Source organism: Tigheibacillus halophilus, from assembly GCF_042683165.1.
Taxonomy (GTDB): domain Bacteria; phylum Bacillota; class Bacilli; order Bacillales; family Amphibacillaceae; genus Tigheibacillus; species Tigheibacillus halophilus.
In genome coordinates, this window is record NZ_JBHUIZ010000018.1 from 97890 (window position 1) to 122400 (window position 24511).

General features: G+C 39.1%; 30 protein-coding genes. 28 read left to right on the top strand and 2 right to left on the bottom strand.

Going from position 1 to position 24511, the window contains the following annotated elements:
- The first annotated feature begins 333 nt into the window (after positions 1–333).
- The 14 genes from ACFSMW_RS19415 to ACFSMW_RS19480 all read left to right on the top strand — a co-directional run bounded on the left by ACFSMW_RS19415 (position 334) and on the right by ACFSMW_RS19480 (position 11958).
- Positions 334–1803 carry a sensor histidine kinase gene (locus ACFSMW_RS19415; protein ID WP_390357964.1) on the top strand — a complete coding sequence of 490 codons (1470 nt, stop codon included), beginning with the start codon at positions 334–336 and terminating at the stop codon, positions 1801–1803.
- A complete protein-coding gene (locus ACFSMW_RS19420) occupies positions 1778–2467 on the top strand; it encodes a response regulator transcription factor (protein WP_390357965.1) in 690 nt (229 codons plus the stop codon). Before ACFSMW_RS19415 ends, ACFSMW_RS19420 begins: the two co-directional genes overlap by 26 nt.
- Before the next feature lie 241 nt (positions 2468–2708).
- Positions 2709–2927 (top strand): SHOCT domain-containing protein, encoded by a 219-nt coding sequence (locus ACFSMW_RS19425; protein ID WP_390357966.1) that lies wholly within the window; start codon positions 2709–2711, stop codon positions 2925–2927.
- 92 nt (positions 2928–3019) lie between these two features.
- Positions 3020–3655 carry a DUF2306 domain-containing protein gene (locus ACFSMW_RS19430; protein WP_390357967.1) on the top strand — a complete coding sequence of 212 codons (636 nt, stop codon included), beginning with the start codon at positions 3020–3022 and terminating at the stop codon, positions 3653–3655.
- Positions 3656–4018: 363 nt separating this feature from the next.
- A complete protein-coding gene (locus ACFSMW_RS19435) occupies positions 4019–4975 on the top strand; it encodes a tRNA dihydrouridine synthase (protein ID WP_390358139.1) in 957 nt (318 codons plus the stop codon).
- A gap of 331 nt (positions 4976–5306) precedes the next feature.
- Positions 5307–5999, top strand: coding sequence for a YqeB family protein (locus ACFSMW_RS19440; protein ID WP_390357968.1), 693 nt, complete (start codon positions 5307–5309; stop codon positions 5997–5999).
- Positions 6000–6060: 61 nt separating this feature from the next.
- The gene (locus tag ACFSMW_RS19445) at positions 6061–6255 is read left to right on the top strand and encodes a YwbE family protein (RefSeq protein WP_390357969.1); all 195 of its coding nucleotides are present in this window, start codon (positions 6061–6063) and stop codon (positions 6253–6255) included.
- A 248-nt stretch (positions 6256–6503) separates the two neighbouring features.
- Positions 6504–6986: a DUF2975 domain-containing protein gene (locus ACFSMW_RS19450; protein WP_390357970.1), complete on the top strand. Its 483-nt coding sequence runs from the start codon at positions 6504–6506 to the stop codon at positions 6984–6986.
- Positions 6987–6996: 10 nt separating this feature from the next.
- Positions 6997–7224 carry a helix-turn-helix domain-containing protein gene (locus ACFSMW_RS19455; protein WP_390357971.1) on the top strand — a complete coding sequence of 76 codons (228 nt, stop codon included), beginning with the start codon at positions 6997–6999 and terminating at the stop codon, positions 7222–7224.
- 69 nt (positions 7225–7293) lie between these two features.
- Complete coding sequence (locus tag ACFSMW_RS19460) at positions 7294–8124, top strand: DUF817 domain-containing protein (protein WP_390357972.1); 831 nt, start codon at positions 7294–7296, stop codon at positions 8122–8124.
- A gap of 247 nt (positions 8125–8371) precedes the next feature.
- A complete protein-coding gene (locus ACFSMW_RS19465) occupies positions 8372–8950 on the top strand; it encodes a Uma2 family endonuclease (RefSeq protein WP_390357973.1) in 579 nt (192 codons plus the stop codon).
- Between the two features lie 384 nt (positions 8951–9334).
- Positions 9335–10117: a class I SAM-dependent methyltransferase gene (locus ACFSMW_RS19470; protein ID WP_390357974.1), complete on the top strand. Its 783-nt coding sequence runs from the start codon at positions 9335–9337 to the stop codon at positions 10115–10117.
- A gap of 62 nt (positions 10118–10179) precedes the next feature.
- Positions 10180–11019, top strand: a complete 840-nt coding sequence (locus ACFSMW_RS19475; protein WP_390357975.1) for a DUF4037 domain-containing protein — start codon at positions 10180–10182, stop codon at positions 11017–11019.
- A 417-nt stretch (positions 11020–11436) separates the two neighbouring features.
- A complete protein-coding gene (locus ACFSMW_RS19480; protein WP_390357976.1) occupies positions 11437–11958 on the top strand; it encodes a GNAT family N-acetyltransferase in 522 nt (173 codons plus the stop codon).
- Between the two features lie 180 nt (positions 11959–12138).
- Here the strand turns inward: ACFSMW_RS19480 and ACFSMW_RS19485 are convergent, their stop codons facing one another.
- Entirely contained in the window at positions 12139–12414 is a 276-nt protein-coding gene (locus tag ACFSMW_RS19485) for a CC/Se motif family (seleno)protein (protein WP_390357977.1), read from the bottom strand.
- 323 nt (positions 12415–12737) lie between these two features.
- On the opposite strand from ACFSMW_RS19485, the gene ACFSMW_RS19490 reads away from it, so the two are divergent.
- From ACFSMW_RS19490 to ACFSMW_RS19505, 4 genes are all read left to right on the top strand, one after another.
- Positions 12738–14555 (top strand): carbon starvation CstA family protein, encoded by a 1818-nt coding sequence (locus ACFSMW_RS19490; protein ID WP_390357978.1) that lies wholly within the window; start codon positions 12738–12740, stop codon positions 14553–14555.
- A 370-nt stretch (positions 14556–14925) separates the two neighbouring features.
- Positions 14926–15642, top strand: coding sequence for a class I SAM-dependent methyltransferase (locus tag ACFSMW_RS19495; protein WP_390357979.1), 717 nt, complete (start codon positions 14926–14928; stop codon positions 15640–15642).
- 24 nt (positions 15643–15666) lie between these two features.
- A complete protein-coding gene (locus ACFSMW_RS19500) occupies positions 15667–15873 on the top strand; it encodes a DUF6366 family protein (RefSeq protein WP_390357980.1) in 207 nt (68 codons plus the stop codon).
- Between the two features lie 82 nt (positions 15874–15955).
- Complete coding sequence (locus ACFSMW_RS19505) at positions 15956–16405, top strand: DUF5412 family protein (RefSeq protein WP_390357981.1); 450 nt, start codon at positions 15956–15958, stop codon at positions 16403–16405.
- Between the two features lie 22 nt (positions 16406–16427).
- On the opposite strand, the gene ACFSMW_RS19510 is transcribed toward ACFSMW_RS19505, so the two are convergent.
- A complete protein-coding gene (locus ACFSMW_RS19510) occupies positions 16428–16976 on the bottom strand; it encodes a short-chain dehydrogenase (protein ID WP_390357982.1) in 549 nt (182 codons plus the stop codon).
- Positions 16977–17161: 185 nt separating this feature from the next.
- Between ACFSMW_RS19510 and ACFSMW_RS19515 the strand changes: the two genes are divergently transcribed.
- The 10 genes from ACFSMW_RS19515 (at position 17162) to ACFSMW_RS19560 (ending at position 24397) form a co-directional block, all read left to right on the top strand.
- A complete protein-coding gene (locus ACFSMW_RS19515) occupies positions 17162–18031 on the top strand; it encodes a GNAT family N-acetyltransferase (RefSeq protein WP_390357983.1) in 870 nt (289 codons plus the stop codon).
- A 100-nt stretch (positions 18032–18131) separates the two neighbouring features.
- Positions 18132–18509 (top strand): hotdog family protein, encoded by a 378-nt coding sequence (locus ACFSMW_RS19520; protein ID WP_390357984.1) that lies wholly within the window; start codon positions 18132–18134, stop codon positions 18507–18509.
- 86 nt (positions 18510–18595) lie between these two features.
- Positions 18596–19153: a cysteine hydrolase family protein gene (locus ACFSMW_RS19525; protein WP_390357985.1), complete on the top strand. Its 558-nt coding sequence runs from the start codon at positions 18596–18598 to the stop codon at positions 19151–19153.
- A gap of 214 nt (positions 19154–19367) precedes the next feature.
- Positions 19368–19931, top strand: a complete 564-nt coding sequence (locus tag ACFSMW_RS19530) for a nucleotidyltransferase family protein (RefSeq protein WP_390357986.1) — start codon at positions 19368–19370, stop codon at positions 19929–19931.
- Between the two features lie 39 nt (positions 19932–19970).
- On the top strand, positions 19971–20378 hold the full coding sequence (locus tag ACFSMW_RS19535; RefSeq protein ID WP_390357987.1) for an NUDIX hydrolase: 408 nt from the start codon (positions 19971–19973) through the stop codon (positions 20376–20378).
- A 96-nt stretch (positions 20379–20474) separates the two neighbouring features.
- Positions 20475–21698, top strand: a complete 1224-nt coding sequence (locus ACFSMW_RS19540; protein ID WP_390357988.1) for an MFS transporter — start codon at positions 20475–20477, stop codon at positions 21696–21698.
- Between the two features lie 204 nt (positions 21699–21902).
- Complete coding sequence (gene gvpT, locus ACFSMW_RS19545; protein WP_390357989.1) at positions 21903–22481, top strand: GvpT/GvpP family gas vesicle accessory protein; 579 nt, start codon at positions 21903–21905, stop codon at positions 22479–22481.
- A gap of 58 nt (positions 22482–22539) precedes the next feature.
- Positions 22540–22881 (top strand): YflT domain-containing protein, encoded by a 342-nt coding sequence (locus tag ACFSMW_RS19550; RefSeq protein WP_390357990.1) that lies wholly within the window; start codon positions 22540–22542, stop codon positions 22879–22881.
- Between the two features lie 178 nt (positions 22882–23059).
- On the top strand, positions 23060–23653 hold the full coding sequence (locus tag ACFSMW_RS19555; protein ID WP_390357991.1) for a TetR/AcrR family transcriptional regulator: 594 nt from the start codon (positions 23060–23062) through the stop codon (positions 23651–23653).
- 6 nt (positions 23654–23659) lie between these two features.
- Positions 23660–24397 (top strand): YqeB family protein, encoded by a 738-nt coding sequence (locus ACFSMW_RS19560; RefSeq protein ID WP_390357992.1) that lies wholly within the window; start codon positions 23660–23662, stop codon positions 24395–24397.
- Positions 24398–24511: the final 114 nt, after the last annotated feature.

Here is a 24511-nt window from a genome sequence, read left to right on the forward strand (position 1 = left end):
ACTGTTTGTCATATGATTAACCCCTTCAATTTGTTTTTGAAAACCTTATAACAACAACAGTAAATAAAATACCTTATCAAAATATAAACCAATTCTTAAATAATTATTAAATGACATGCGAAACATGAGATTTAATCCGGGGAAATGCTTTTACATGCAAGGAATGGAGTTATTTCAAAATTACTTTCATCTATAGGGAGCTGATGTACAATCAATGGTAAGTGACAGACACTGTTGTTTATAAAAAATTTATCATTCTTTCATGATTTGTTTATTTTTATTGGGGATAATTGTCTGATGAAGACTACCATTATTTTGTAAAAGGGGATTTTCATGTCTATAAAAAAACGTCTATTTCTCTCAAATGCAGCAATGATTTTGGCGCCAATCATAGTAATCATATTCATAGGGTTTTTACTTCATATCGTATTCTTCAATGGGTTCGGTAACAGTAAAGGTGGATTTAAGGAAAATTGGAATACAAAAGATAGCGCATTAACGAGGGTTTATGATGCATTACAAAAAACTGCATCATTGGATCCAGATAGATTGTATGAAGAAAAATATTTAAAATCCTTAACGGATCAACTGCATAAACAAAAAGCCGAAATAATTATTCGTAAAGACGATAAAATACTGTTTCATTCGAATCGACAAATGACTATTACAAAAAATGATCTGCCCAATTTCGGTGTAAAAGCATCTTTTCCGAATGAATCATGGGTTGGTAACGGCCATTACGCTACCAAGCAATACGATTTTTATTTTAAGGATTCATCTAAGGGTTCGATTTTTCTTATAGAGAGCTCTGCTCCATTCGTGAAGTTTGTAAGATCATTTTTTCCAATTTTATTCATTGGATTAATCCTTCTGTTTGTACTAACGAATGTTATATTATCTACGTTTGTTTCTCGAAGCATACTGCGCCCAGTTCGGCTGTTATCAGAAGGAGCGGAAAAGATAAGGAACGGAGATTTAAATTTTCATATGGCCTCCAAAAGTCCCGATGAGCTTGGAACGCTTGTGAACTCATTTGATTTGATGAGGGGACAGCTAAAAGAATCAATGGAGCTGCGGGATAAATATGAATTTAATCGGAAGGAAATGGTCGCTAACATTTCCCATGACTTAAAAACACCTATCACATCCATCCTTGGCTATGTGGAAGGGATTCAGGATGGCGTTGCAAAGTCTGCCCAGAAGCAAAAAGAATATTTGACAACCATCCACACCAAAGCACTATATGTGAATCGATTAATTGATGAATTATCTCTTTTTTCGAAGCTAGATGTAAAAAAGCTCCCATTTCATTTTGAAACCGTCGATATTTATGCATTTATACAGGATTATCTGAACGATATTCATGAGGAATTAGATGAGAAGGGTATGAAAGCAACATTTGATCCAGTGGATGGGTATATGAAGGTTTGCATGGATCGGGATAAAATTGTCCGTGTATTGGAAAATATTATTTTTAACAGTGTGAAGTATATGAACAGGGAATCTGGCATCCTAACGATTTCTGTAAGGGAACAGGAAAAAAATGTTAAAGTGAGTATAAGTGATAACGGACCGGGAGTTTCAGAGGATGATATTCCCACTATTTTCGATCGGTTTTATCGGACGGACCCGTCTAGAAGCACAGCCGGAAGCGGGCTTGGACTCGCTATTTCATCACAAATAATTAAAGCCCATGGTGGAGACATTTGGGCTGAAAATCTGCCGACAGGTGGGCTCTGTGTTCAATTTACCCTTAAAAAATCAAAGGATGAAGAAAATGAACAAAAAAATATTAATTATTGAGGATGACCAAAGCATTGCTGCATTGGAGAGGGATTACCTGGAAATTGAAGACTTTCAGGTTGAAATTGTTGCAGACGGTAAAGAAGGACTAGATGCAGCATTGTATCAATCTTTTGATTTGATTCTACTTGATTTGATGGTGCCAAATATAAATGGGTTTGAAATTTGTAAAGAGATAAGGAAAAAAACAAACATTCCTATTTTGATGGTTACTGCAAAAAATGAAGATATAGACAAAATACGCGGATTTGGTTTAGGTGCAGATGATTATATTGTAAAGCCTTTTAGCCCAAGCGAATTGGTGGCAAGGGTAAAGGCGCATCTAGGCAGGTATGAACGATTAACGCAAGCTGATGCTGTAAAAGATGAAATTCATGTCAAAGGACTTAAGATAAACTTATCATCCAGGCAGGTTTTTATAAACGAAAAAGAAGTTGCTTTTACAACAAAAGAATTCGATTTACTGTCTTTTTTTGCACAGCATCCTAATCAGGTTTTTTCAAAGGAAGAATTATTTGAAAGGATCTGGGGGCTGGATGCAGTTGGCGATAATGCCACTGTTACTGTCCATGTGAAAAAAATCCGCAAAAAAATAGAAAAAGATACGTCATCCCCGCAGTATATTCAAACAATGTGGGGATCTGGATATCGTTTTAAGGGATAGGATTACAGCATTTTTTATGCATAGGTTTAGAACACCCAGTCAAAAGCAGATTGGGTGTTTTTACTCGTTAATGGGCCTTATATTGTTTATAGATTTTTTATATATACTTCAGCTGGTGTTCATACTCCATTGTTATAGTAGGAACAACAGCAAGGGCTGGATCAATGATTTTCAGCGTTCCAACGTGATAGATCTGTGTTCCGCAAATAGAATGAAAAATTTATTTAGGAGATGATTTTAGATGCACCATTGTGCTTACTTCCATCCATTTGGCTTGATTTTCTTTTTGATTATTGTTGGATTTTTTATAACAAACGTCATTTTATGGAGAAAAAGAGGGTTATGTTATTACAATCGAAGTGATGCGCTTTCTATCCTGGAAAGCCGCCTGGCAAAAGGAGAAATTACCGGTGAAGAATTTAACGAAATTAAAAAGACCCTGAAAGGTAAAAACAAATAAAGTGTAATTGCAGCATACGTTGGAACGCTTGCTCTTGGTGTAAACAATCAGTCCTCTTCATTCGAGGAATCAAGGAGTCTGATAATAAATAAATGATAAAACAAAGAAAACGTTGGTGGATTTTATTCATTGTTTCCATGGGAGTTATGGTTCCTTTTGCATATCCGTATTTGATTTTTGATCCTGCTAAAAGCCGTATAGACATAACATCAAACGCTATTCAATATCCTGCACTTGTTATTCATATTATATTTGCTTTTATTGCTATAGTAACTGGCTTTCTTCAGTTTATAGATCGTATTCGCATTAAAAATCCAACAGTTCACCGAAATATGGGAAAGGCTTATGTCATCAGTATTTTCTTCAGCGGAATGCTTGCCTTTGTTTTGTTTTTTTATGCTGAACATTTCACAAAGGCTATGGCTTTTATGGTATTGGCGATATTATGGCTGCTCACAACATGGAAGGCATACCGCGCAGCAGTATGTAAGCACTTTAATGATCATCGCAAGTGGATGATTAGAAGTTTTAGTATTACCTTGGTTGCTGTGAGTGCCCGATTACTTGTTCCGCTTTTACTTGTGGGTTATGCCCTTTTTAATAGATTCACTCTTCCAGGCGGCAGAGAATGGATGATTAACGAAATATTAAATATCAATATTTGGGTAGGACTCGTATTGAATCTTATAATTGTTGAATGGTTCATTCTTTCAAAATACAGCCGCTAAGCAGGTAACTTCTATGTAATGAAAAACGTATGAAAGACTTGAAGAAGCTTTTCTTTCTATGTGCTTTGGTTTACCTGCAGCAGGCGGCATCCGATACTTTTGAGGAGAAAATCAAATTCTGAGGTTTCTCCTCTGATTGTCTTCATCAATAACCACTGGTGCTGGATTATCTACCCTCAAGTAAACAAGCAATGCTTGCCTCTCATTCTCCCAATTTTCGAATATATTTAACTGTGTTAAATTATTGTGTATAATAATTTCGATTTGATAAAAGCTGCTTAAACATGGTATAAGTGTAAAAGAAGCATAGACACTGGACAGGCTGTGTCCTAGTGTCTCATATGAGAGGATTTGAATTTGGTTATGATAGATAATTTTTGGCGTGATTTACCACGGCCGTTTTTCATATTAGCTCCAATGGAAGATGTAACAGATGTTGTTTTTCGCCACGTAGTAAGTAAAGCTGCCAGACCGGATGTATTTTTCACAGAGTTTACAAACACAGAGAGCTTTTGCCATCCAGAGGGAATCTATAGTGTGCGCGGGCGTTTGACTTTTACAGAAGATGAACAACCGATGGTAGCCCATATATGGGGCGATAAACCCGAATACTTCCGGCAAATGAGTATTGGCATGGCGGAGATGGGCTATCGGGGTGTGGATATCAATATGGGCTGCCCTGCACCAAACGTGGCACCAAAAGGAAAGGGATGCGGATTGATCCGCCGCCCGGAAGTTGCGGCAGAAATCATACAAGCAGCAAAAGCTGGTGGATTGCCAGTAAGTGTCAAGACAAGACTCGGTTATATTGATGTGGATGAATGGCGTGGCTGGCTGACCCACATTTTAGAACAAGATATTGCCAATCTGTCCATCCATCTGCGTACCAAGAAGGAAATGAGTAAGGTAGACGCGCACTGGGAGTTGATTCCGGAGATCAAGAAACTTCGTGATCAAGTGGCACCAGATACACGTTTGACGATCAATGGGGATATTCCTGACCGTCAAACCGGTTTAAAGCTTGTTGAACAATATGGTGTAGATGGGGTCATGATTGGACGGGGTGTTTTTAAAAATCCATTTGCGTTTGAAAAGGAGCCAAAAGAGCATAGCAGCAAGGAATTATTGGATCTTTTAAGATTACAGCTGGATTTATTTGATACGTATTCAGAGGAATTTGGGCAACGTCCATTTAAACCGCTGCGTCGTTTTTTTAAGATATATGTTCGCGGGTTTCGGGGAGCGAGTGAACTAAGAAACGAATTGATGAGTACAGAGTCCACAGACGAAGTGCGTGCGATGCTCGATAGCTTTGAATGATGAATATTGTATGACCTTGGGCAGGAGCGGCCTCATTCACGGTAAAAGTGAAACGGGCTTTACTGTCCTTTTTTTAGCAGGCAGCCAGAATTTTTTCATTCCTGACTAGTGTTATATCTAAACCTATTCCTATGCCCGGGTAAATTTACAGTAAGAAAAACCTATATATGCCCGTTAAGCGTTCCGTTCTAAATATTTTGCGATTATTTTGAAACCAGATACAATATAATTAATCAACATCTGAGCAACATATTTTTACCTCTGGAGAGCACATCATTCTGTCAGCATTTCTTAAGAAAAGCAAGCCTTACTTTAGGAAGAAGGGGTAGCGGTGAACGAACGTACAATATTGGAAAGAAGCCTTGTAAGTAAATGGAAATTTTTTCTCAGCTGGGCTGTTCCTCTTGGTCTGCTGGGGTGGTGTTTACCTTTTATTGGTCAGTGGTCCGAAGAACATTTATTTGATTCCATGACGAAGGCAAGTAAGTGGTTGTTGATGTCAGAAAGTACGTATATGCTGTGGCTGCGTCCTTCGCTTGGTGTGCTGATTGCGCTGTGGAGTTCAAAACTTCATTTTGCCAACCAGGTGAAAATGGAAGTAACAGATGCGTTCGTCACAATTTCTTATGAAAAACGTACGTCCAAATTGAAAAGATCGGAAATTGCGGCAGTTTGGCTGGACATCAACCATATGAGAGAGATTGTATTCTTAAATGAAAATGGAAAAGAAATGTATCGTGAATTTCTCCCTAACATGCCAAAGGAAAAAATCCGTGAGGCTTTTCTCCAGCACAATTATCCTTGGAAAGATGAGGATCCATACTATGGCAAGTATGTTTTGTGGGAAGAGGGTACTGCGGATGTGGGTGAATTGGAGACAATATCACTCACGGCTCGGCAAAAGTACTTAAAAGAAGGGGAATATCATAAAGCAAATAAAATACAAAGGCAACTTGGCCGCGAGGGGATTATGATAACCGATAAAGGGAGAAAGCAATATATTAGGGTAGTGGAGAAGAAATGAGGATACAGGAACGAACCAAAATCTATTCAGACTAAGGCTTAGTCACGCAAGGAGTGATGATATGCAGGGAACAAAAAGGGAAAATATTAAACAAGGTACAAGAGTAAAAGTGGTGCAAAAGCAAGATCAGCGCTCAGGAAAATTAACAGAAGGGGTGGTGATGGACATATTAACAAACGCAGCCAATCATCCTCATGGTATTAAAGTCCGGCTCGAAGGTGGCAAGGTTGGCAGAGTAAAGGAAATATTGGAATAACATTTGCCATATACATTCGCGAAGATTTGAATGTTTTAAGGTTCATTTCAACATCTGGCCCCGAATTCACATGAAGTCTTTTGTGAATTCGGGGTTTTTTAGTTCACCCGCAAAGATAAAATCCTTCAAGCATTCATCTTTTGAGTTGAATCACAATAATAAAACATTACAATTTAATAATTATTTATTGTAATTCGATAAATTATTTGTTAAGATAATATCACATTAAAATAAATGAGGTGTGTTTGATGACACGAGGATCTACACTCTTTCTAAAGATCGCGGTCGTTCTTATCGGTCTTCCAATTCTAGCTTTGTGCATATTTGTGGTGCCTAGAATCGGGATTTATGCCGCCGGATTATATCCAGAATCAGCTTATATAAAATATTTGGTTTTAATTATCATGTATGCGGCAGCGATACCCTATTACTTTGCGCTGTATCAGGCTTTAAAGCTATTAAGCTATATTGACAAGAATATTGCTTTTTCCCAGGTTTCAGTAAGTGCATTAAAAAAGATAAAATACTGCGCAGGCACAATCAGTATCTTGTATGTGGCAGGGATGCCGCTATTTTATTTACTGGCAGAAAAGGATGACGCCCCTGGTATTATCGCGCTGGGATTAATCATTATTTTTGGTTCATTGATTATCGCGGTCTTTGCGGCTGTTCTCCAAAGACTATTACAAGAAGCTATTCATATAAAAACTGAAAATGATTTGACGGTCTGAGGTGAATAATATGGCAATTATAATCAATATTGATGTAATGCTGGCTAAAAGGAAAATGAGCGTTACCGAACTGTCCGAGAGGGTCGGCATCACGATGGCTAATCTCTCCATATTGAAAAATGGAAAAGCAAAGGCGATTCGGTTAACTACTTTGGATGCAATTTGTAAGGCTTTAGCATGTCAGCCAGGAGATATTTTGGAATACCGGGAAGATGAAGCATCTCGAAATGAATCATAAAGAAGGTATTGCAAGGAAATTACCTTTTTCCGCCATTTCAATGAAACAAATTCACAAAAGGAGTGCCGTATGAGTGTAACCATCCAACATATTTCCGAAAAGAAAGCTTTGAAGACAAAAATCGGGAATTCGCTTAAACAACTGATTTTCTTTGGTTGGGAACAGGCACTGTCATGTTTGTTTCCCGTCGTTATTTTTCTCTCTTTGGCTATCACAAAAATGGTGCCGCTCCCTATGTTGCCGAGATATGACTGGCTGCTGATCATCTGTCTTTTAATGCAATGGTGGATGGTTCGTTCTGGACTCGAGACTAGGGATGAACTGAAGGTGATCACATTGTTTCACCTCATTGGACTTGCGCTTGAGCTTTTCAAGGTACATATGGGCTCCTGGTCTTACCCGGAGGATGGCTATGTCAAAATTGGCGGTGTGCCTTTGTATAGTGGATTCATGTACGCCAGTGTAGCAAGTTATCTTTGTCAGGCATGGAGACGGCTTCAGGTAAAACTGGTTAAGTGGCCGCCGTTTTTGATCGTTGTATCTCTCGCCGCAGCCATTTATTTGAACTTTTTCACGCACCATTATTGGATTGACATCCGCTTATGGTTATTTGTATCCGTGATTATCGTCTTTTGGAAATCATGGGTCTCATACGAGGTTGGGGGGACGCGCTATCGTATGCCGCTTGCACTTTCATTTGTGCTCATCGGATTTTTCATATGGATAGCCGAAAACATCACAACGTTTTTCGGGGCTTGGGAATATCCGAATCAAGCCGAGGCTTGGAGTCTCGTTCATTTAGGTAAAGTAAGTTCCTGGGTGCTATTGGTGATTGTCAGCTTTCTTATCGTGGCGACCTTAAAGCGGGTTAAAGGGGAGTCCCAGCCGGACAGAGGTTGAATAATCTTTTTTTGAAATATTGGTTTCTGCCATGTCTAATAACCATTTTTCCGCCATAATCGGGAGAGGCTCAGTTGAGACGGCAGATGAAATTAATTTTGGTTGGTTTTTCCATCCGTTTTGACTATTAAATTTTTTAGCGGCAATATTTCCTTTTCACTACTATACCAAGTTTTATCATATGCAAGTCGAACCAGTCGCCTGTTTAATGATATAATCTATATAACATTTGATTGGGGTGATTGATGTGTCATTTCCAAAAAAAGAACGTGTCTATACGTATGCTGATTATTTATCGTGGCCGGAAAATGAAAGGATTGAAATCATTGACGGCGTACCTTATTTACAGGCTGCACCTTCGAGAATTCACCAGGAAGTGCTATCGGACGTACATCGGCAGTTAGCTAACTATTTGTTGGATAAGGATTATAAAGTATATCCAGCACCATTTCATGTCGTGCTCGATCCGGAAAATGAAAATGCTGACGATGCCCGGAGCAAATATGTGTTGGAGCCTGATATTTCAGTTGTTTGCGATAAAGAAAAACTGGATGACCGGGGCTGCAAAGGCAGTCCGGATTTGATTGTTGAGATTATCTCGCCATCTACCGCAAGAAAAGACAAAATCGAGAAATTTCATATTTATGAACAGTATGGTGTCCAGGAATACTGGATGATCGAACCCAAAGAAAAAATCGTTAGTGTCTTCTCACTGCAGCGTAATGGGAAATATGGACGACCGGAATTGTATACGGAAGAAGATCAGGTGGAAGTCTCCCTATTTGATGACCTTGTGATTAAATTAGATTCAGTGTTTGATTTGTAAAATGACGAGGATGATTGTTCCTTGGCATTGGGCGTGAAACGAAGTCAAGTTCACGCCTATTTTTAACGTGTATGGCAGACAGCAGCAGATGGTCAGCAATGAATGAGAAACGAACTTTTTTTATTTTGTGCAGGAGTAAAATTTTGGCACAGAACATCGAGCGAGAACTGTTAGGTCACCAAGCCGTAATATATTGCCGTAACAGCCTATAAGGGTCATGCGGGACCATTCAATTTGGCCAAAATAGCGTTAAATGTGTATAAAGACGGTTTGAATTATTTAAATCTTAATTATTGTGGGATATTTATTGAAAAAGGGACAAATGATATAGTAAATGCTGGATGATATGGAATTACTGAACAAATACGGGGTGGAGGGATTTAAATGGAGGTAACCCAACATAACAGCAAGGCATGGGATAAGAAGGTAGAAGAGGAATCCAGATATACACAATCTGTAAGCAGGGAAGTGATTGAAAAAAGTAAATCCGGTGAATGGGAGATCACTGTCACCACTGAAAAATCAGTACCAAAAGATTGGTTTCCGCATTCATTAAGCGGCTTAAAAATACTTTGTTTAGCTTCAGGCGGAGGGCAACAAGGACCAATTTTGTCTGCGGCCGGAGCGGATGTAGTAGTTTATGATATTTCTGAAAAACAACTGGAACAAGATGAAAGAGTAGCTAGACGTGATGGTTTACCATTGAAAACTGTGCAGGGGGATATGAGTGATTTAAGTAATTTTAAAGCGGAACATTTTGATATGGTGATCCACCCTGTTTCTAATTTATTTGTTGAAAATGTTCAGCCTGTATGGAATGAGGCAGCGAGGGTTTTAAAAAACAAAGGTGTTTTGATTGCGGGGTTTACAAATCCCTTACTATGGATTTTTGATGAAATGCAAGAAAGAAAAGGTATCCTTGAGGTCAAACATACTATACCTTCTTCAACCTTGGATTATTTATCCGCAGAAGAAGTGCAAGCCCATATTAAAACAAGCGAAACGATAGAATATGCACATACACTGGAGGATCAAATCCAAGGACAAATAAATGCTGGACTACTTATTACAGGTTTTTATGAAGATGATTTTGGCGGATCACGGATGTTGGACAAATACATTAAGACATTTATTGCCACCAGGGCAGTAAAATTACAAACTAATTAAGTTCTTTTGTTAAGTGATGCGGCGGTTTTATTTCACCGCTGTTATAAGAAAAGGAGTATACCATGAATTTAAAAACGTTTGCTTCAGAAGTTTCAAAGGTTTATAAACAAAATCCAAAGGTTGAAGCTGTATTGCTTGGGGGCTCCGTTGCACGCGGTTGGCAAGATGAGCACTCTGACATCGAGCTGTTTGTACTTTGGAATGTAAGTCCAACCGAAGAGGATAGAAACATCCCAATCAATCATTTACATGGTCATATTATCGATTTTCATCCTTATGAAGAAGAGGAATGGTCAGAATCCTTTATAACGCAAGGAGTTAAATTAGAGATAAGCAATTTTCTAACGAATAGTATGCAAAAAGTTATTAACGATGTAATTATAGATTGTGATACTGATCTACATAAACAATGTCTTGTAGCTTCAGTCCATGATGGTATATCGCTGGCTGGGGAAGAAATTATGGCTCAACTCAAGAAAAAAGTGGAGGTTTATCCTAAGGAGTTGAGTGGAGCCATGATACGAAGCAATATGTATCTTGGAAGTAAATGGGATAACCGTAAGGCTTTGCTTGACAGAGAAGATTGGCTATTGCTTTATAAGTTAATTGTTTCTGCTCAGGAAAATCTGATGGGAGTATTATTCGGTCTCAATCAATTGTATGTTCATCACCCAGTTTTTAAATGGCAACAACGTTCTCTTGAAAAAATGAAAATTGTCCCAGAAAATCTATCGTACCGTTTGACCGCTATTTTATTAGAACATCCTAGAAGTGGTCTTAGAGAATTGGAGATGGTTATCCAGGAGATCTATCAATTAGTACAGAAGGCGTATCCATCGATGGATTTGTCCAAATTTATGGATGATACACTTTTTTTAAGACCGAAAAACACCGTGGAGTAGTTGGTCAATTGTTAGACTTATATATTCTGTTTCAGCCTTACATACTACGTGGTTGAAATTTTTCTTAGCAGAACATACAATGAAAGGATTTTTCTATGGAATTTACAATAAATAATACGTATTTCAGTCTTGAAAGGTTTTGCAAAAGATAGGTATGAAAACAGAAGGAGTATTTATGGACCATGTAAAAAAAAGAAAATAAATATGAAAACCTTGTTTGCTGTGGAATTATTAATCATAGGGCATCATTATGATTAGGGATCAATTTGCAGATCTTGATTATATGGCAATTGTAAAAAAATGGTCTGGATGAAAATTCGGAGTGGTTTAAAGCAGCCAAGATCTCATTTCAATACCTCACTTTAATTTCCATTATTAAATTTAAAAATAAACAAAAAAAACTCAGGGAGACTCATCATGAATGCTGGATATGTATCGATTAGGAATATGGAGCATACCGACTATGAAATCATGGGCAAATGGTTAAGTACGAAAGAGGTTTTGGAGTTTTACGGTGATATGAATTCGCCATTTACTCTAGAAGAGGTCAAGCGTAAATACGCACCAAGAGTAAATGGTGACATCCCTGTACATCCTTATATTGTGGAATTAAATAGTGCCCCTGTAGGGTTTATGCAACGATATAAGATAGATGAAGATGAAAAGAAGGAATTTGGTTATGCTTCAAAGCTCTGTGTTTACGGGATTGATCAATTCATTGGTATCCCTGACCTTTTCAACAAAGGTTTAGGGACGATCATGGTTAGTAAATTCATTGCGTATATACGCCTGCATACAGATGTCGATATTATTATTTTGGATCCTGATGTTTCAAACATGAGGGCAATAAAGTGTTACGAAAAATGCGGTTTCAAGAAGGTAAGAAAAATCAATAAGGGGCTCAATTGGTTAATGGAGTGGACAAATGGCCGCGGTTGAGTTGATATGACAGGGTCACCAATGGACACATTTGGGGGATGAGTGAGTGACAGGATTTTATACTGAAGAAATATTAGATGTGAATCAAACAAATTGTTGTAATTGGCAGCATCCCATATGGTTTGACCTTTTCCGGCATAGCCCAACAATGGCTATGCCTTTTCAATTGGTTAAAAGCAACTATAGAAGCCGGGCGGATATAGACTTGAAGAGGCTTATCCCAGATAAAGACAACATGAGCGTTTTTTTCGGGTTGATTCCTTTTTGAATATAGATATTAATGCTTTTTACGGATATTTTATGGAAGAAGTCGGTGTTTTTTGGTTTGCCTGGTACTGCTACTAAGTCATGGACATTTGGTGCACAGCAAACATTTACATCCACCGTTTTAACCGTCAATTCATTTCCTTTCCCTGCAATCCACAGTCTGGAGGCATCATCCAATTTTACTTTCATCCTCATTCACCTTCCTTAATTTTATTATATACCCGCATTGAAAATGCTTCCAATGGAGATGACTTTGGGCCAGCTGACCAAATAATGAATAGTTGACGTAAGATGTGCGCTGCTCCTCCAATGCATTTTGTATTCGTTTTCATGCGTTTCAGCAAATGATTTTGACATGTTATGAAATTTTGAAAGGAAAACTGCCAAATTTTTGTATAATGTTAGGCACATACAAAATGAATGAGAAATTCAAAAGGTAAATTAATCTAGCCTGCTGGACGAATTGCAGGGATTTTTTACTTGAGTGGGGAATAGAAGGGAGAAGTAGTAAAATGAATGCAATTACAATTGTTATCGGTTCCATTTGTATCCTGTTAATTGCGTATCGGCTATATGGGACATTCATGGCGTCAAAGGTGTTGAAGATAGATGATTACGAGAAAAACAATGTGCCGACACCATCCCATAAATTAGAAGACGGCAGAGACTATGTGCCGACGAATAAATGGGTGACCTTTGGGCATCATTTTGCGGCAATTGCAGCGGCTGGTCCATTAGTAGGGCCGGTTTTAGCGGCACAGTTCGGTTATTTGCCTTCTTTGCTGTGGCTGCTGATTGGTGCGGTCATCGGCGGGGCAGTCCATGACCTTGTTGTATTATTTTGTTCCATGAGAAGAGATGGTAAGTCATTTTCAGAAGTTGCGAAAGATGAATTGGGTCCTGTGGCAGGTTTTTGTACGGGCATGGCGATGTTGTTTATCATCACGATTACGATGGCAGGGCTTTCCCTTGTTGTATTAAATGCACTGGAAAGAAACCCGTGGGGAACCTTTGCTGTCGGCATTACCATCCCGATTGCAATGGGAGTCGGATTGTATCATAAGAAAACTGGTAATTTAAAACTGGCCACAATTGTTGGCTTTACGCTGATTATGCTGGCAGTTGTATTTGGTCACTATCTAAATGGTACATGGCTAGGGAATTTGCTGACTTTTGATACCAAAACGTTAGCAATCATTTTACCGGTCTATGCGTTTTTTGCAGCGGCTCTGCCTGTCTGGCTTTTATTGCAGCCCCGTGATTATTTGAGCACATTTATGAAAGTAGGGGTGTTTGCAGCACTTATTATTGGAGTTATTGCAATCAATCCATCTATTAAATTCCCTGCTTTTACCGAGTTTTTAGATGGTGGGCCGGTTGTTGCAGGTCCAGTCTGGCCATTTGTATCTATCACCATTGCCTGCGGTGCAATATCTGGATTTCACGTGTTTGTCGGATCAGGCACCACACCGAAAATGCTCAATCGCTGGAAGGATGCAAAACCCATCGCATTCGGTGCAATGCTGGTAGAATGTGCAGTAGCATTGATGGCTTTAATCGCAGCAGTTTCATTAGACCCGGGGGATTATTTCGCTATCAATTCCTCTCCGGAGCAATATGCCGAAACAGGTTTGCATCACGTGCATCTGGAACAGCTGGAAAAAGAAGTGAACATGGATTTGGAGGGACGAACCGGCGGAGCAGTCACGCTTGCGGTGGGGATGACATACATTTTTAAAGCAATACCAATTTTTGAGAAAATAGCTGCCTACTTTTATCAATTTGTCATTTTATTTGAAGCGATATTTATTTTGACCGCTATTGACGCTGGAACACGAACAGCGCGTTACCTAATCCAGGATTTCCTGGGGAACTTTATCAAGCCGTTGAAAAGGATGGACTCTATACCGGCTAATATTGTTGCCAGTGCAATTGCTTGTATCGTTTGGGGCTATTTGTTGTATTCCGGTGACATCAGTTCCGTGTGGGCACTGTTCGGTGTTTCAAACCAGTTAATGGCTTCAATTGGACTGATTATTGGGGCGACAGTTGTGTTGAAAATTGCGGATAAGCGATGGTATATGCTGACATGCCTCGTTCCACTTGCCTACTTATATGTATCCGTCAATGTAGCGGGGTATTGGATGGTTAAAAATGTTTACCTGAACCCTGACAATCCAGGATATAATGCGATAAATGGGGTCTTGTCGATTGTTATGCTGATATTGGGCCTTGTTATCATTATCGCTGCAATTAAAAGATGGACACAGCTATGGAAAATTCCACAAGCTGAGTTGGCTAAACAGGCCAATGCGGAAATAGCTTCATAAGTTTTTTTCAAAAATGTGCATGCTTAAAGCATGATTTCTAAATATAATGTCATGGTTATTGAAGAAGGTGTGTGGGGTATCCACGCATCTTCTTTTGGTTCCTCTTTGCATTTCTTTTCGTGTATTTCTGCTTAAAACATAGTTGGTGGAAGAAGAAAGTACATACTGTAAAAGTCTAAAATCACGTTTAGTTAACTGTGTTTATGCAGTATGTTTACGATCAACCGGAAATAATCTATAAAACGAGTTTTGAAAATGTTTTCTGAATAAATTGATTCATTATGGTAGTATAAATGTACGGACTAAACTACGCAATTAGTATTTTACAAGATGCGGAAAACCCCTTTGCTGGAAGAAAGAAGGTAACTGAATGATTCCGATCGTATATGATCAAATAAATCGCTGGGGAAAAGATGATGATTTCTTTTTATCTCTTTTAAAAAAAATAAACACGAAGCACATTGCTGATCTTGGGTGTGGCACAGGAAGGCTGACAGTACATGTTGCACAAGAAGGTTATCAAATTACAGCTATAGATCCGAACCAAGAGGCGATTAACCATGCCAAAAGAAAAAAAATTGCAGACAAAGTAAGTTGGATGGTCGGGGATAGCAGTGATTTGCTGTCGGATGCTTATGATGTTGTCATCATGACGGCAAATGTAGCACAAGTATTCTTAACAGATGAGAGCTGGCAACAGGTGATTGCTGATGCCTATAGGGCACTAAAAGATGGCGGGCATTTCATTTTTGATACCCGGAATCCGTTAGCAAAAGAGTGGGAAACTTGGATGCAGGACAAGACTCCTGATTTTGCGAAACATCCTATCAGTGGTGAGCAACTTGAAATTATAACAGATTATGAAGGTCTTGATGACGGAATCTTCACTTTTTATGAAACTGTTAAAATCAGTAGTACCAAGGAAATATTAGTATGTGAAAAAATGCAATTGAAGTTTAGGGCAATGGAAGAAATACAGCATACGTTAGAACAAGCCGGTTTTTCGAAGGTCAAAGTATATGGCGATTGGGAATTTGAACAAGCTGATGCGCAATCTAAATCGTTCATTTTTCATAGTATGAAATAACTGCTGTTGAAAGGAGAAAACGTCATGTCTGACAAAGAAAATTTGGACGAACGAAGGGAAAGGATAAGACAAGAAGAATTAAAGAATAATCCAACCGGTAATGTGGGTGATGCTTTTAACCGTACCAATAATAGTAGTCTCGTGGATCTAGTGGCTGGTGTGGGATGGAAAGGTGCCGGGATACTTATTCTGATTATATTGCTGGGTGTTATGCTATATTTGGCAATCTAACTCCACGTATTAACGCATGTGGGTCCGTCGGTTTTACTGGGGCAGTTATACCTGGGGAAATAACATGAAGGCGATGTTTTTTATGAAAAAAAGATATAAATTAATCATATTCATTTTTGCTGCTATTTTCTTGATCATTGGATACAGAAAATATTTCTTCACCTTTAACAACCTTGGAGATGGTACATATTTCAAAGGACCGATTGATTCTCCTCATGGAAAATATACGGCCGAAGCTTATTATAAAAATTATGGCGATGCAGCTGGTGGCGCGAAGGTGTGGGTGACCATTACCAATCGGCAGAACAATGAAACCGCTACGGTTTATTATGGCGTTGGGAAAAGCAATTTCGGAATCAAATGGGAAGACGAAAACAATATTTATATAGAAAATGATGAAGGGCAGGACTACCCTTATTCTGATACAAGTGTAATGTTAGAGGTCGGGAAAGAAATTTACGATGAAAGCGGCAGAGCGTGCAAGAGTTGGCTCATGAAAGATGAATATGAGACATGTTATCCGCACGAATAGTTTGATAAATGCAAGCCCAATGCTAAGGACGGAGTTCCCAGGGTTCCGTCATGCCAATGGTATATGTTGGATCACCACGCTTGATTGCATCAATGACACCGTTACAGATTTCTGTATGGGTCAACCACCTTGATTGATTCTGATACCGTATGAAGCCCAATTGAACCTGATGATAACTGCAATTGTCCGCAACATGCAATTCCTGTTTCAATTCATTTAAATTTGCGCTGCTGCCCAATATATGAAACATATGCCAATGATCAGCGGTCTCAGCAATAACCTGGCTGATGATAGAAAAGGCATGATTAGCATCAGAGTGAATCCAAGCAACAACTAACTGGATTTTCCCATGGTTTTTTGATATTTCAAGTAATTTTTCTTTTAGTTTTTCATCCTCATGATAATCAACGAGTACAGGGGATAAACGGGATTTATTACGTGATTTTGCCATGAGGTTTTCCATTTTTTGCTTATTTTGTGCAATAACAGATACGTGATAATCATGGTTTGATAACCATAGTGAAACGTCTGATAACATTCCAGTGCCACCAACAACAAGTGCATGCATCATGATGATCTTCTCCTTAAACATAATGTTGATTTAAACAGAATAGAAACAAGCGAATTAAAAATGATTCTACCTTTCTATTAATTTGAAGGCGCTTTCCTATTGATCGTTTCAAGTACAAACATTATCTTCAACATAGAAAGGATTGAGCTTATAATAACCTTATATATAAGGATTTGCAACTCACAATGGCTAGTATGGAGAAAGGGAGTGAAATAATGACGTTGTTCCTTAACGGAAAATTAGCTTATCAAATAGAAAATGATGTAATAGTAGGCAATAAGCAACTTGTTGAAGCTTGGAACGACTCTGGTTTTGGTACTTCAGCAGAATTTCTTGAATTTACAAATGCACTAGCTGTTTATGGGGGAGAGGAGTGCCCAATCAACGAGACAGTTGGTCTTGGAATGTCCTCTCCAGTTGATGAAGCGATTTTAAATGAAATAGAGCATTTTTATCACGCTCATGATTATCCTGCTGTGATTAGAGTGTGTCCGCTGGCACATCCTTCCCTTCTCGCCTTGACCCAAAGCCGCGGCTATGAGTTAAACAGCTTTTCCTATCGTTGGGTACTGGATTTGGATGCGTGGACTCCTCAAGAGAAAGAAACAGATTCTAGCATACGTATAGCTGAGGCAGATGAAGAAATGTTGTGGGTTCAGGCCATTGCAGCAGGATTCGCTGATACAGATCAAGTGTCTGAGAGCCAAAACCTTGATTTAGAGCGTGCATTTTTCAGGATGCAAAACAGTCTTCCAGTTATCGCTTTAGAGGATGGTATTGCTGCAGCAGGAGGTATTCTAGCGATAAATAACGATATGGCCTCTCTCTTTACAACGAGTACACGGCTTTCTTATCGGAAACATGGTTTACAGACGGCGCTTATTGACTGGAGACTACGTTTTGCCAAAGAACAAGGAGCCCGCCTAGCGACTATTGAAACAGATCCTGGCTCTGACTCGCAGCGAAACGTAGAAAGGGCGGGCTTTCAGTTAGCATATGTGACGGCGGAAATAATAAAGCCAGCATCATTTGGTTCGTCAATTTTTGGAAAATGAACAGATTAAAAATCAGTGGCTTTATTAATCAGTGGAAAATTTCCAGCGATGAAGAAGAATATTGCTTTCTAAATACTGTACATTTTAAGGAGGGGTCCAGTTGCACCTAAAGGTTGGAGATATCATTAAGTTTGAAAGGGCATTCATCGAAGAAGATGTTGCGTTGTTTACAAAGTTATCCGGGGATGCGGGTAATCATCACACTGAACCGGATGAACAGGGGAGACTTATTATTCAAGGGTTATTGACTGCTACATTACCGACGAAAATAGGGGGGGATAACAATGTGTTGGCCCGTACGATGTATTTTGAGTTTTTGAGACCGGTTTTTACGGGGGATACCATCGTGTGTGAGGTGACAATTGATGAATTGAAAAAGCAGGAAAATAACAGGACATCTATTTCAGCTTCGTTTATTTGTAGTAATCAGTATGAGAAGCAAGTGTTAAGCGGCAGTTTTGCCGGAATAATAAGATGAAGTTTTCTTGTATTCAATTAGGTGCTGTATCAGATGAAACATGTTGCCAATACGTCTGCCGCTATTATCAAAAGGGGGAAAACGATTTGAATCAAGCGTTGTTAATCATTGATGCACAACAAGATTTAATTGAGGGGAGCGAGGTGGAAACAGCTGTTTTTAATAATAAGCAGCTTATTACGCATATCAATTTAGTGATAGAGAAAGCAAGAAAAGCTAATGTACCGGTTGTTTTTGTGAGAGACCTGGATATAGCAGATGGCAAAGGAAAAGGATTTCAAGTACATGAGGGAATCAACATACCAGCAAATGCAAAATTTTTTGATAAAACTGCAACAAACTCCTTCCATGGAACGGGGCTGCTGGATCATTTGCATTCACAAGCAGTTAATCATATTGCGATAATGGGCTGCGCTACACAGTATTGTATAGATAGCGCTGTAAGAACAGCGACTATAAATGGTTTCGATGTTACATTGGTTGGTGATGGACATTCGACCACAGACAGTGACATTTTAAGTGCAAAACAAATTATAAGACATCATAATAAAACACTTCATGGCCACTACAATGTGGAACACTTCTCCATCGTCAGACAGGCAGAAGAGGATGTATTTACTCCTACCCATGATTCTTATCGGTAATATCAAGATGGAGAAAGAAGAGGAAACTCTCAGTGATAATCGCTGGGTTATCAAATAGAACAGCACTTTTTGAAAATTATTGGAATCAAAGTTAAAACAAGATAATGAATAACGATGAGGAACAAGGAAAGACATGCTTGTTCCTCATGTGATTTTTATGAATTCAAGCAACTGCTTCTTGTTTAAGAAAGCGGCGGGGACGAGGGAAAAGGTGATGAATGAAGGGGACCTTGTTGAACTGATTGAAGAAGATGAGTGGATGATGGAGATACTTCGGGCTGCCCAAGTATTACTTTTACCTGATTGGTGGATTTGTGCTGGGTTTGTCAGATCAAAGATATGGGATGTATTACATAAACATCGTGAAAGGACACCGATTCCTAACATTGATGTCATCTATTTTAATTCACAAAATATGGTCGAAAGGGAAGAAAAGGCATATGAAAGGAAGTTACATTCCATTTTGCCAAGCATCCCATGGTCTGTGAAGAATGAAGCCCGGATGCATATGAGAAATAAGGTGTCTCCTTACTCTTCATCTGTGGATGCCATTGCAAAATTTCCTGAGACTGCGACTGCATTGGGCGTGAAGCTGGAAAAAGGAGACAATGTTGTTTTAGCTGCTCCATATGGGATCAGCGATGCAGTCAATTTAAAGGTGAAGCCAACTCCTTTTTTTACCAAAACAGAGGAACGGATGAAAATTTATAAGGAACGTTTATATAGAAAAGATTGGAAGCGGGTTTGGAAGGATTTAAAGATAGATAGCGTTAATTGAACAAAGTGCAGTCATGCAGCAAAAAGAGGGGGAGATTTTATGGCAACACCAAAACATATTGTTTCTGCAGCAGCGATCGTTTTGAATGATAACGATGAGATTTTACTGATCAAGGGACCAAAAAGAGGTTGGGAAATGCCTGGTGGACAAGTAGAAGAAGGAGAATCTATCAAGAGAGCTGCGATTAGGGAAACAAAAGAGGAATCAGGCATAGATATCGAGATTACGAAGTTTTGTGGAATATATCAAAATTTAAAAAGGGGTATATGCAACACGCTATTTTTAGGAAAGCCGGTTGGCGGGGAACTATCCACAAGTCCAGAGAGTCTGGAAGTAGGGTATTTTCCAATCGACAAGGCTTTGGAAATGGTCACGTTAAAAAACTTCAGACATAGGATCTCGGATTGTCTGAATCCTGATAAACATCCATTTTATGTGGAATTCTGAAAGGTGGTTTTAAACCAGGAGTCAAGGGTGTTGGCGAAAAATGCGAAATATGGAGTTTTTTCATCAACGAAGGACACGGAATAGGTGAAGAAGGTTATGAAATTGGGTATCTTTACAAACAAGTCTTTCACATCTATGTGGGTAGGTAATGCGACCTCTGAATTGGGAGGCGCTTTTGGAACGTTTTGTAATTCACTATTAATCTATGAAATAACTGGTTCATCGCTGGCGCTAGGAAGTATGTGGTTGTTATACTTTTTGCCTTCTTTACTGCTACAGTTGTTCATCGGACCATATATCGATAGATGGAGTAGGAAATGGATAATGATCTTTGCGCTTTGGAGCAGGGGCCTCATCTTTTTCATCCCGCTGATCGGGTATCTGACGGATTCTCTTGTTCCTTGGCATATATACACAGTCCAATTGATTATCGGCCTGATAACGCCTGTATATGTACCTGCCAACCAGGCAATCCTGCCTACCATTGTATCAAAGGAACAACTGCACACAGCCAACGCATATGTGGATGGCATGGTACGTTTGATGACATTTCTGGCCCCCGTTATGGCAGGCATGGTTATCGAATTTACGGGAATTCACGTAACACTGATTTTTGTCTGTGTTTTACTTCTGTTAAGCGGAAGTTTGCTACTGGGAATACATGAAGAAAGAAAAAAACATGCTGTCAGAAGTACATGGGCATCACAATTCATGGAAGGAATCAGCTATTTTTTTCACCAGCAGACAATAGTCTGGCTAGGAATTTTTCTTGCGTTTGTACAATTTGGTGTTGGTGTGACAATGGTTACTAATGTGCCATATATCACTAATGTGTTAGGAGAAAGTTACGCTGCGTATGGGTATTTCATGGCAGGCTTCCCGTTAGGATACGTTATTGGGACACTACTGGTTGGAAAAATCACTTTTCATAGCAGAAGAGTGTTCATGCTGGGCTCTCTCATGATTGGGGGGCTGACCTATATCAATTTAGGAGTGACAGACTCTATTGTTTTCGCGATAAGCACGGAGATTGTGGCTGGGGTCATGATGGCTTTTTTCAATGTGCATAATCTCACCATTTGTCAACAAACCATACCAAATCATCTAATGGGAAAAGTTTTTTCAGTTCGTTCCCTCATCATCAGAGGAATGATGCCTTTGGGCGTACTAGTGGGAGGGGCTTTCAGTGAAACCTGGGGTGTGCGTCCCTTATACATATTGATTGGCTCGATTATTTTTGTTGTAGCCTTATTGGGATTGACCCTCCCTTATTTTTCGTTTTTAAATCAAACAGATGAAAAAAAGAATGTGGCTTCTTGAACCTTGTGTTTTAAGGAATATCCAGGAGGGTACATTCAAACCAAACACAAGATTTCATTGTGTGAATAAAATGCGATCTCTTTGAAGAAAAGTTTTATGGAAAATAATGATTTGCTGGACCTTGACCTTGTATGATGAATCAATAAACCTCTGAAAAAGAAAGGAGGAAAAATGGTGGTTAATAAAAAGAAGTAGCTGAAAAATTTGATTACTGGCGGTGTAGTTAAAAGAACAGTGGCTGGTGGAATACTGGGCGCAACAGCCGGGTATGTTGCTGATGCAGATACTGCCAAGAAGCTATTGACGCACACTAACTTGAAGGATAAAGGTGCAGAGATGGCTAGGGCAACAAAGGATAAGGGATCAGAAGTTACAAAAAATCTGTTGAATAAGCATAGAAGCAGTTTGTCTAACGAAGAGAAAAATGAGGTTGAGATGAATGCGGGAGAAGAAGAGCTCTCCAGCGAAACAGAAGCTGAACATGAAGAACCGGGTAGTTCTGATGGGTATCAGAGCCTGGCGGAAGAAAATGAGAATATAAATAAGCGGCTAGGCTCCTTGGAAAGAAAAATGGACAAACTAAGCCAGATTATCGATGGTAATGGGCAGGGCGAAGCAGATTCCGATGGAAGCCAACAAAAAGACAATGTACCTGAAATGAAAGAAACAAATCCTAAAAAAAATAAGAACAGCTCAAAATCCGCAAAAGGTTCTAAAAGAATACGGGATAACAACAAAACGGATACAGCCTTGCACAGTGATGATGATACGATCGCAAGCTGAAAATGCAATAGATCGGTCTAAAACGAATCAGTAAAAGATTGAAAGGGAGGCGGATGAAATGAATCCTAAATTTAAAATTTTCCATGATGACGAACAGTTAAGTGACTCTATTGACAAGATCAGAAAAAACGGTGTGAACGACGATGATATTTATATTCTAGCCTATGATAATCCTCACGATAGAAGAACAAGAAAGAAAACAGATGCTAATAAGATCGGTGCCAGAGTCACAGGCGTGGGCACCGCCATGAAAAATATTTTCCGGGGAAAGAGTGACACATTAATATCCAAAATGAAAGAGATTGGTTTTGACCAATCCAAAGCCCAGCAGCTGGAAAATGAATTAGATAAGGGTAAATCTTTGTTAGTGGTTACAAATGAGGATGAGGTTAAATTTTAACGCCAGAACAACATGGCGCATATTTATAAAACAAATAAAGGAAAAGGTATCTCAACGTTTTTTGTTTGTTGCAGATACCTTTTTTCTTTGAATGGAAAAAATAAAAATGTATAATAAAATTAATTGAACGATCAATCAATAAAATAATTGGTTAATCAACTTGCGGGGTGAGTGTTGTATGGAAGATCGCCAGTCTTTTATAGCCGAAGCCAGAAGAGAGCAAATCATTAAGGCAGCTATTGAAGTACTAAAAGAGGTTGGTTATGTAAGTACGAGTTTGGCGAAAATCGCGAAACAGGCCAACATAAGCACTGGTCTTATTTCTTATCATTTCTCTGGAAAAGAGGATTTGATGAACCATACGCTGGAATATCTGATTGAAAAGGAATGGACATTTATCCAAAAAAGGGTAGGCCAAAGGCAGCTGTTCATAGAAAAACTATCGGCCTTTATCGAAGTAAGCCTGGCTTATCAGGTAATGTACAGAACAAATAATATCGCACTGATTGAAATTATCTTTAATGCGCGTACTCCAGACCATACCCCATATTATTTGTTGAAGGACGATGGGGAAGACCCAAAAACTGCTTTGTTGGAAGATATACTTCGCCAAGGACAGCAAGCAAAGGAATTTTGTGCTTTTAACCCCCAAATGATTTCCACTCTCATCCAAGGAGCAATCTCGGAATCCATGCTAAACTTTCAAAATGAAATAAGTATAGAAGAATACAGTGAAGAACTGACTAAAAGCATTTTGAAGATAGTGAAGTAGGAGGCTATGCATCGTTTAAGCATAGCTAGTGAAAGGAATGACTTGATGAATCATAATCATGAAATGGTCTTAGGGTTCAGTAAGTCCGAAAAATTGCTTGTTGTTTTTCTTCCCGTGTTGTCAGGCGGACTGATTGGCTGGTTTATCCCTGTCATTGCTGGCTGGATATTAAAGCTGCCTATTGTCCCTTGGGGAAAACTTGTTGAACTCATCGCATCCTTTAACAGTGTATGGGTTTCAATTGTGGCAGCTCTTATCGGTATTGCCGGGGGGATATGGTTGGCTTTTGTCATTTTCGCGGAAAGCCTGGAGGTGACCATTTCCTTTCATAGCGTGCGGTTAAAGCTGGGTGACAGGATTGAAACCATTGCAAAAAAAGATATATCTGCCATCTTTATGGAGAAAAAACAGATCGTCTTCCTTGGAACAAAAAGCAATGAGTTATACAGAGGAATTTTGGAAACAAAAGTCGATAAAGCTCATGAGGCATTCCATCGCTATCAGTATCCTTGGTGTGAGAAAGACCCGTTTGAAGGCCAGTATCAGCGCTGGGTTTTAGGGCATCCGGATTTCCCTGAAAATGTAAATACATTACTTCACGCCCGTGAACGTGCGTTAAAAGAGGATGAAGAGAAAGACGCTAAGCATTTGCGAGAGGACTTGGCTAAATTGGGAGCCATCATCAAGGATGAAAAAAAAGCGCAATATGTCAGGATGGCACATGGCATCAATCATGGAAGCTAATCATTGTCATGCAGTATTTCCACGAATTTGCTGCATGTGGATATGGATACTTACACACAAGGTAATACTAAAAATATGTGGCGTATAAAAAATGTTTAGGTTGGATTTAAAGAC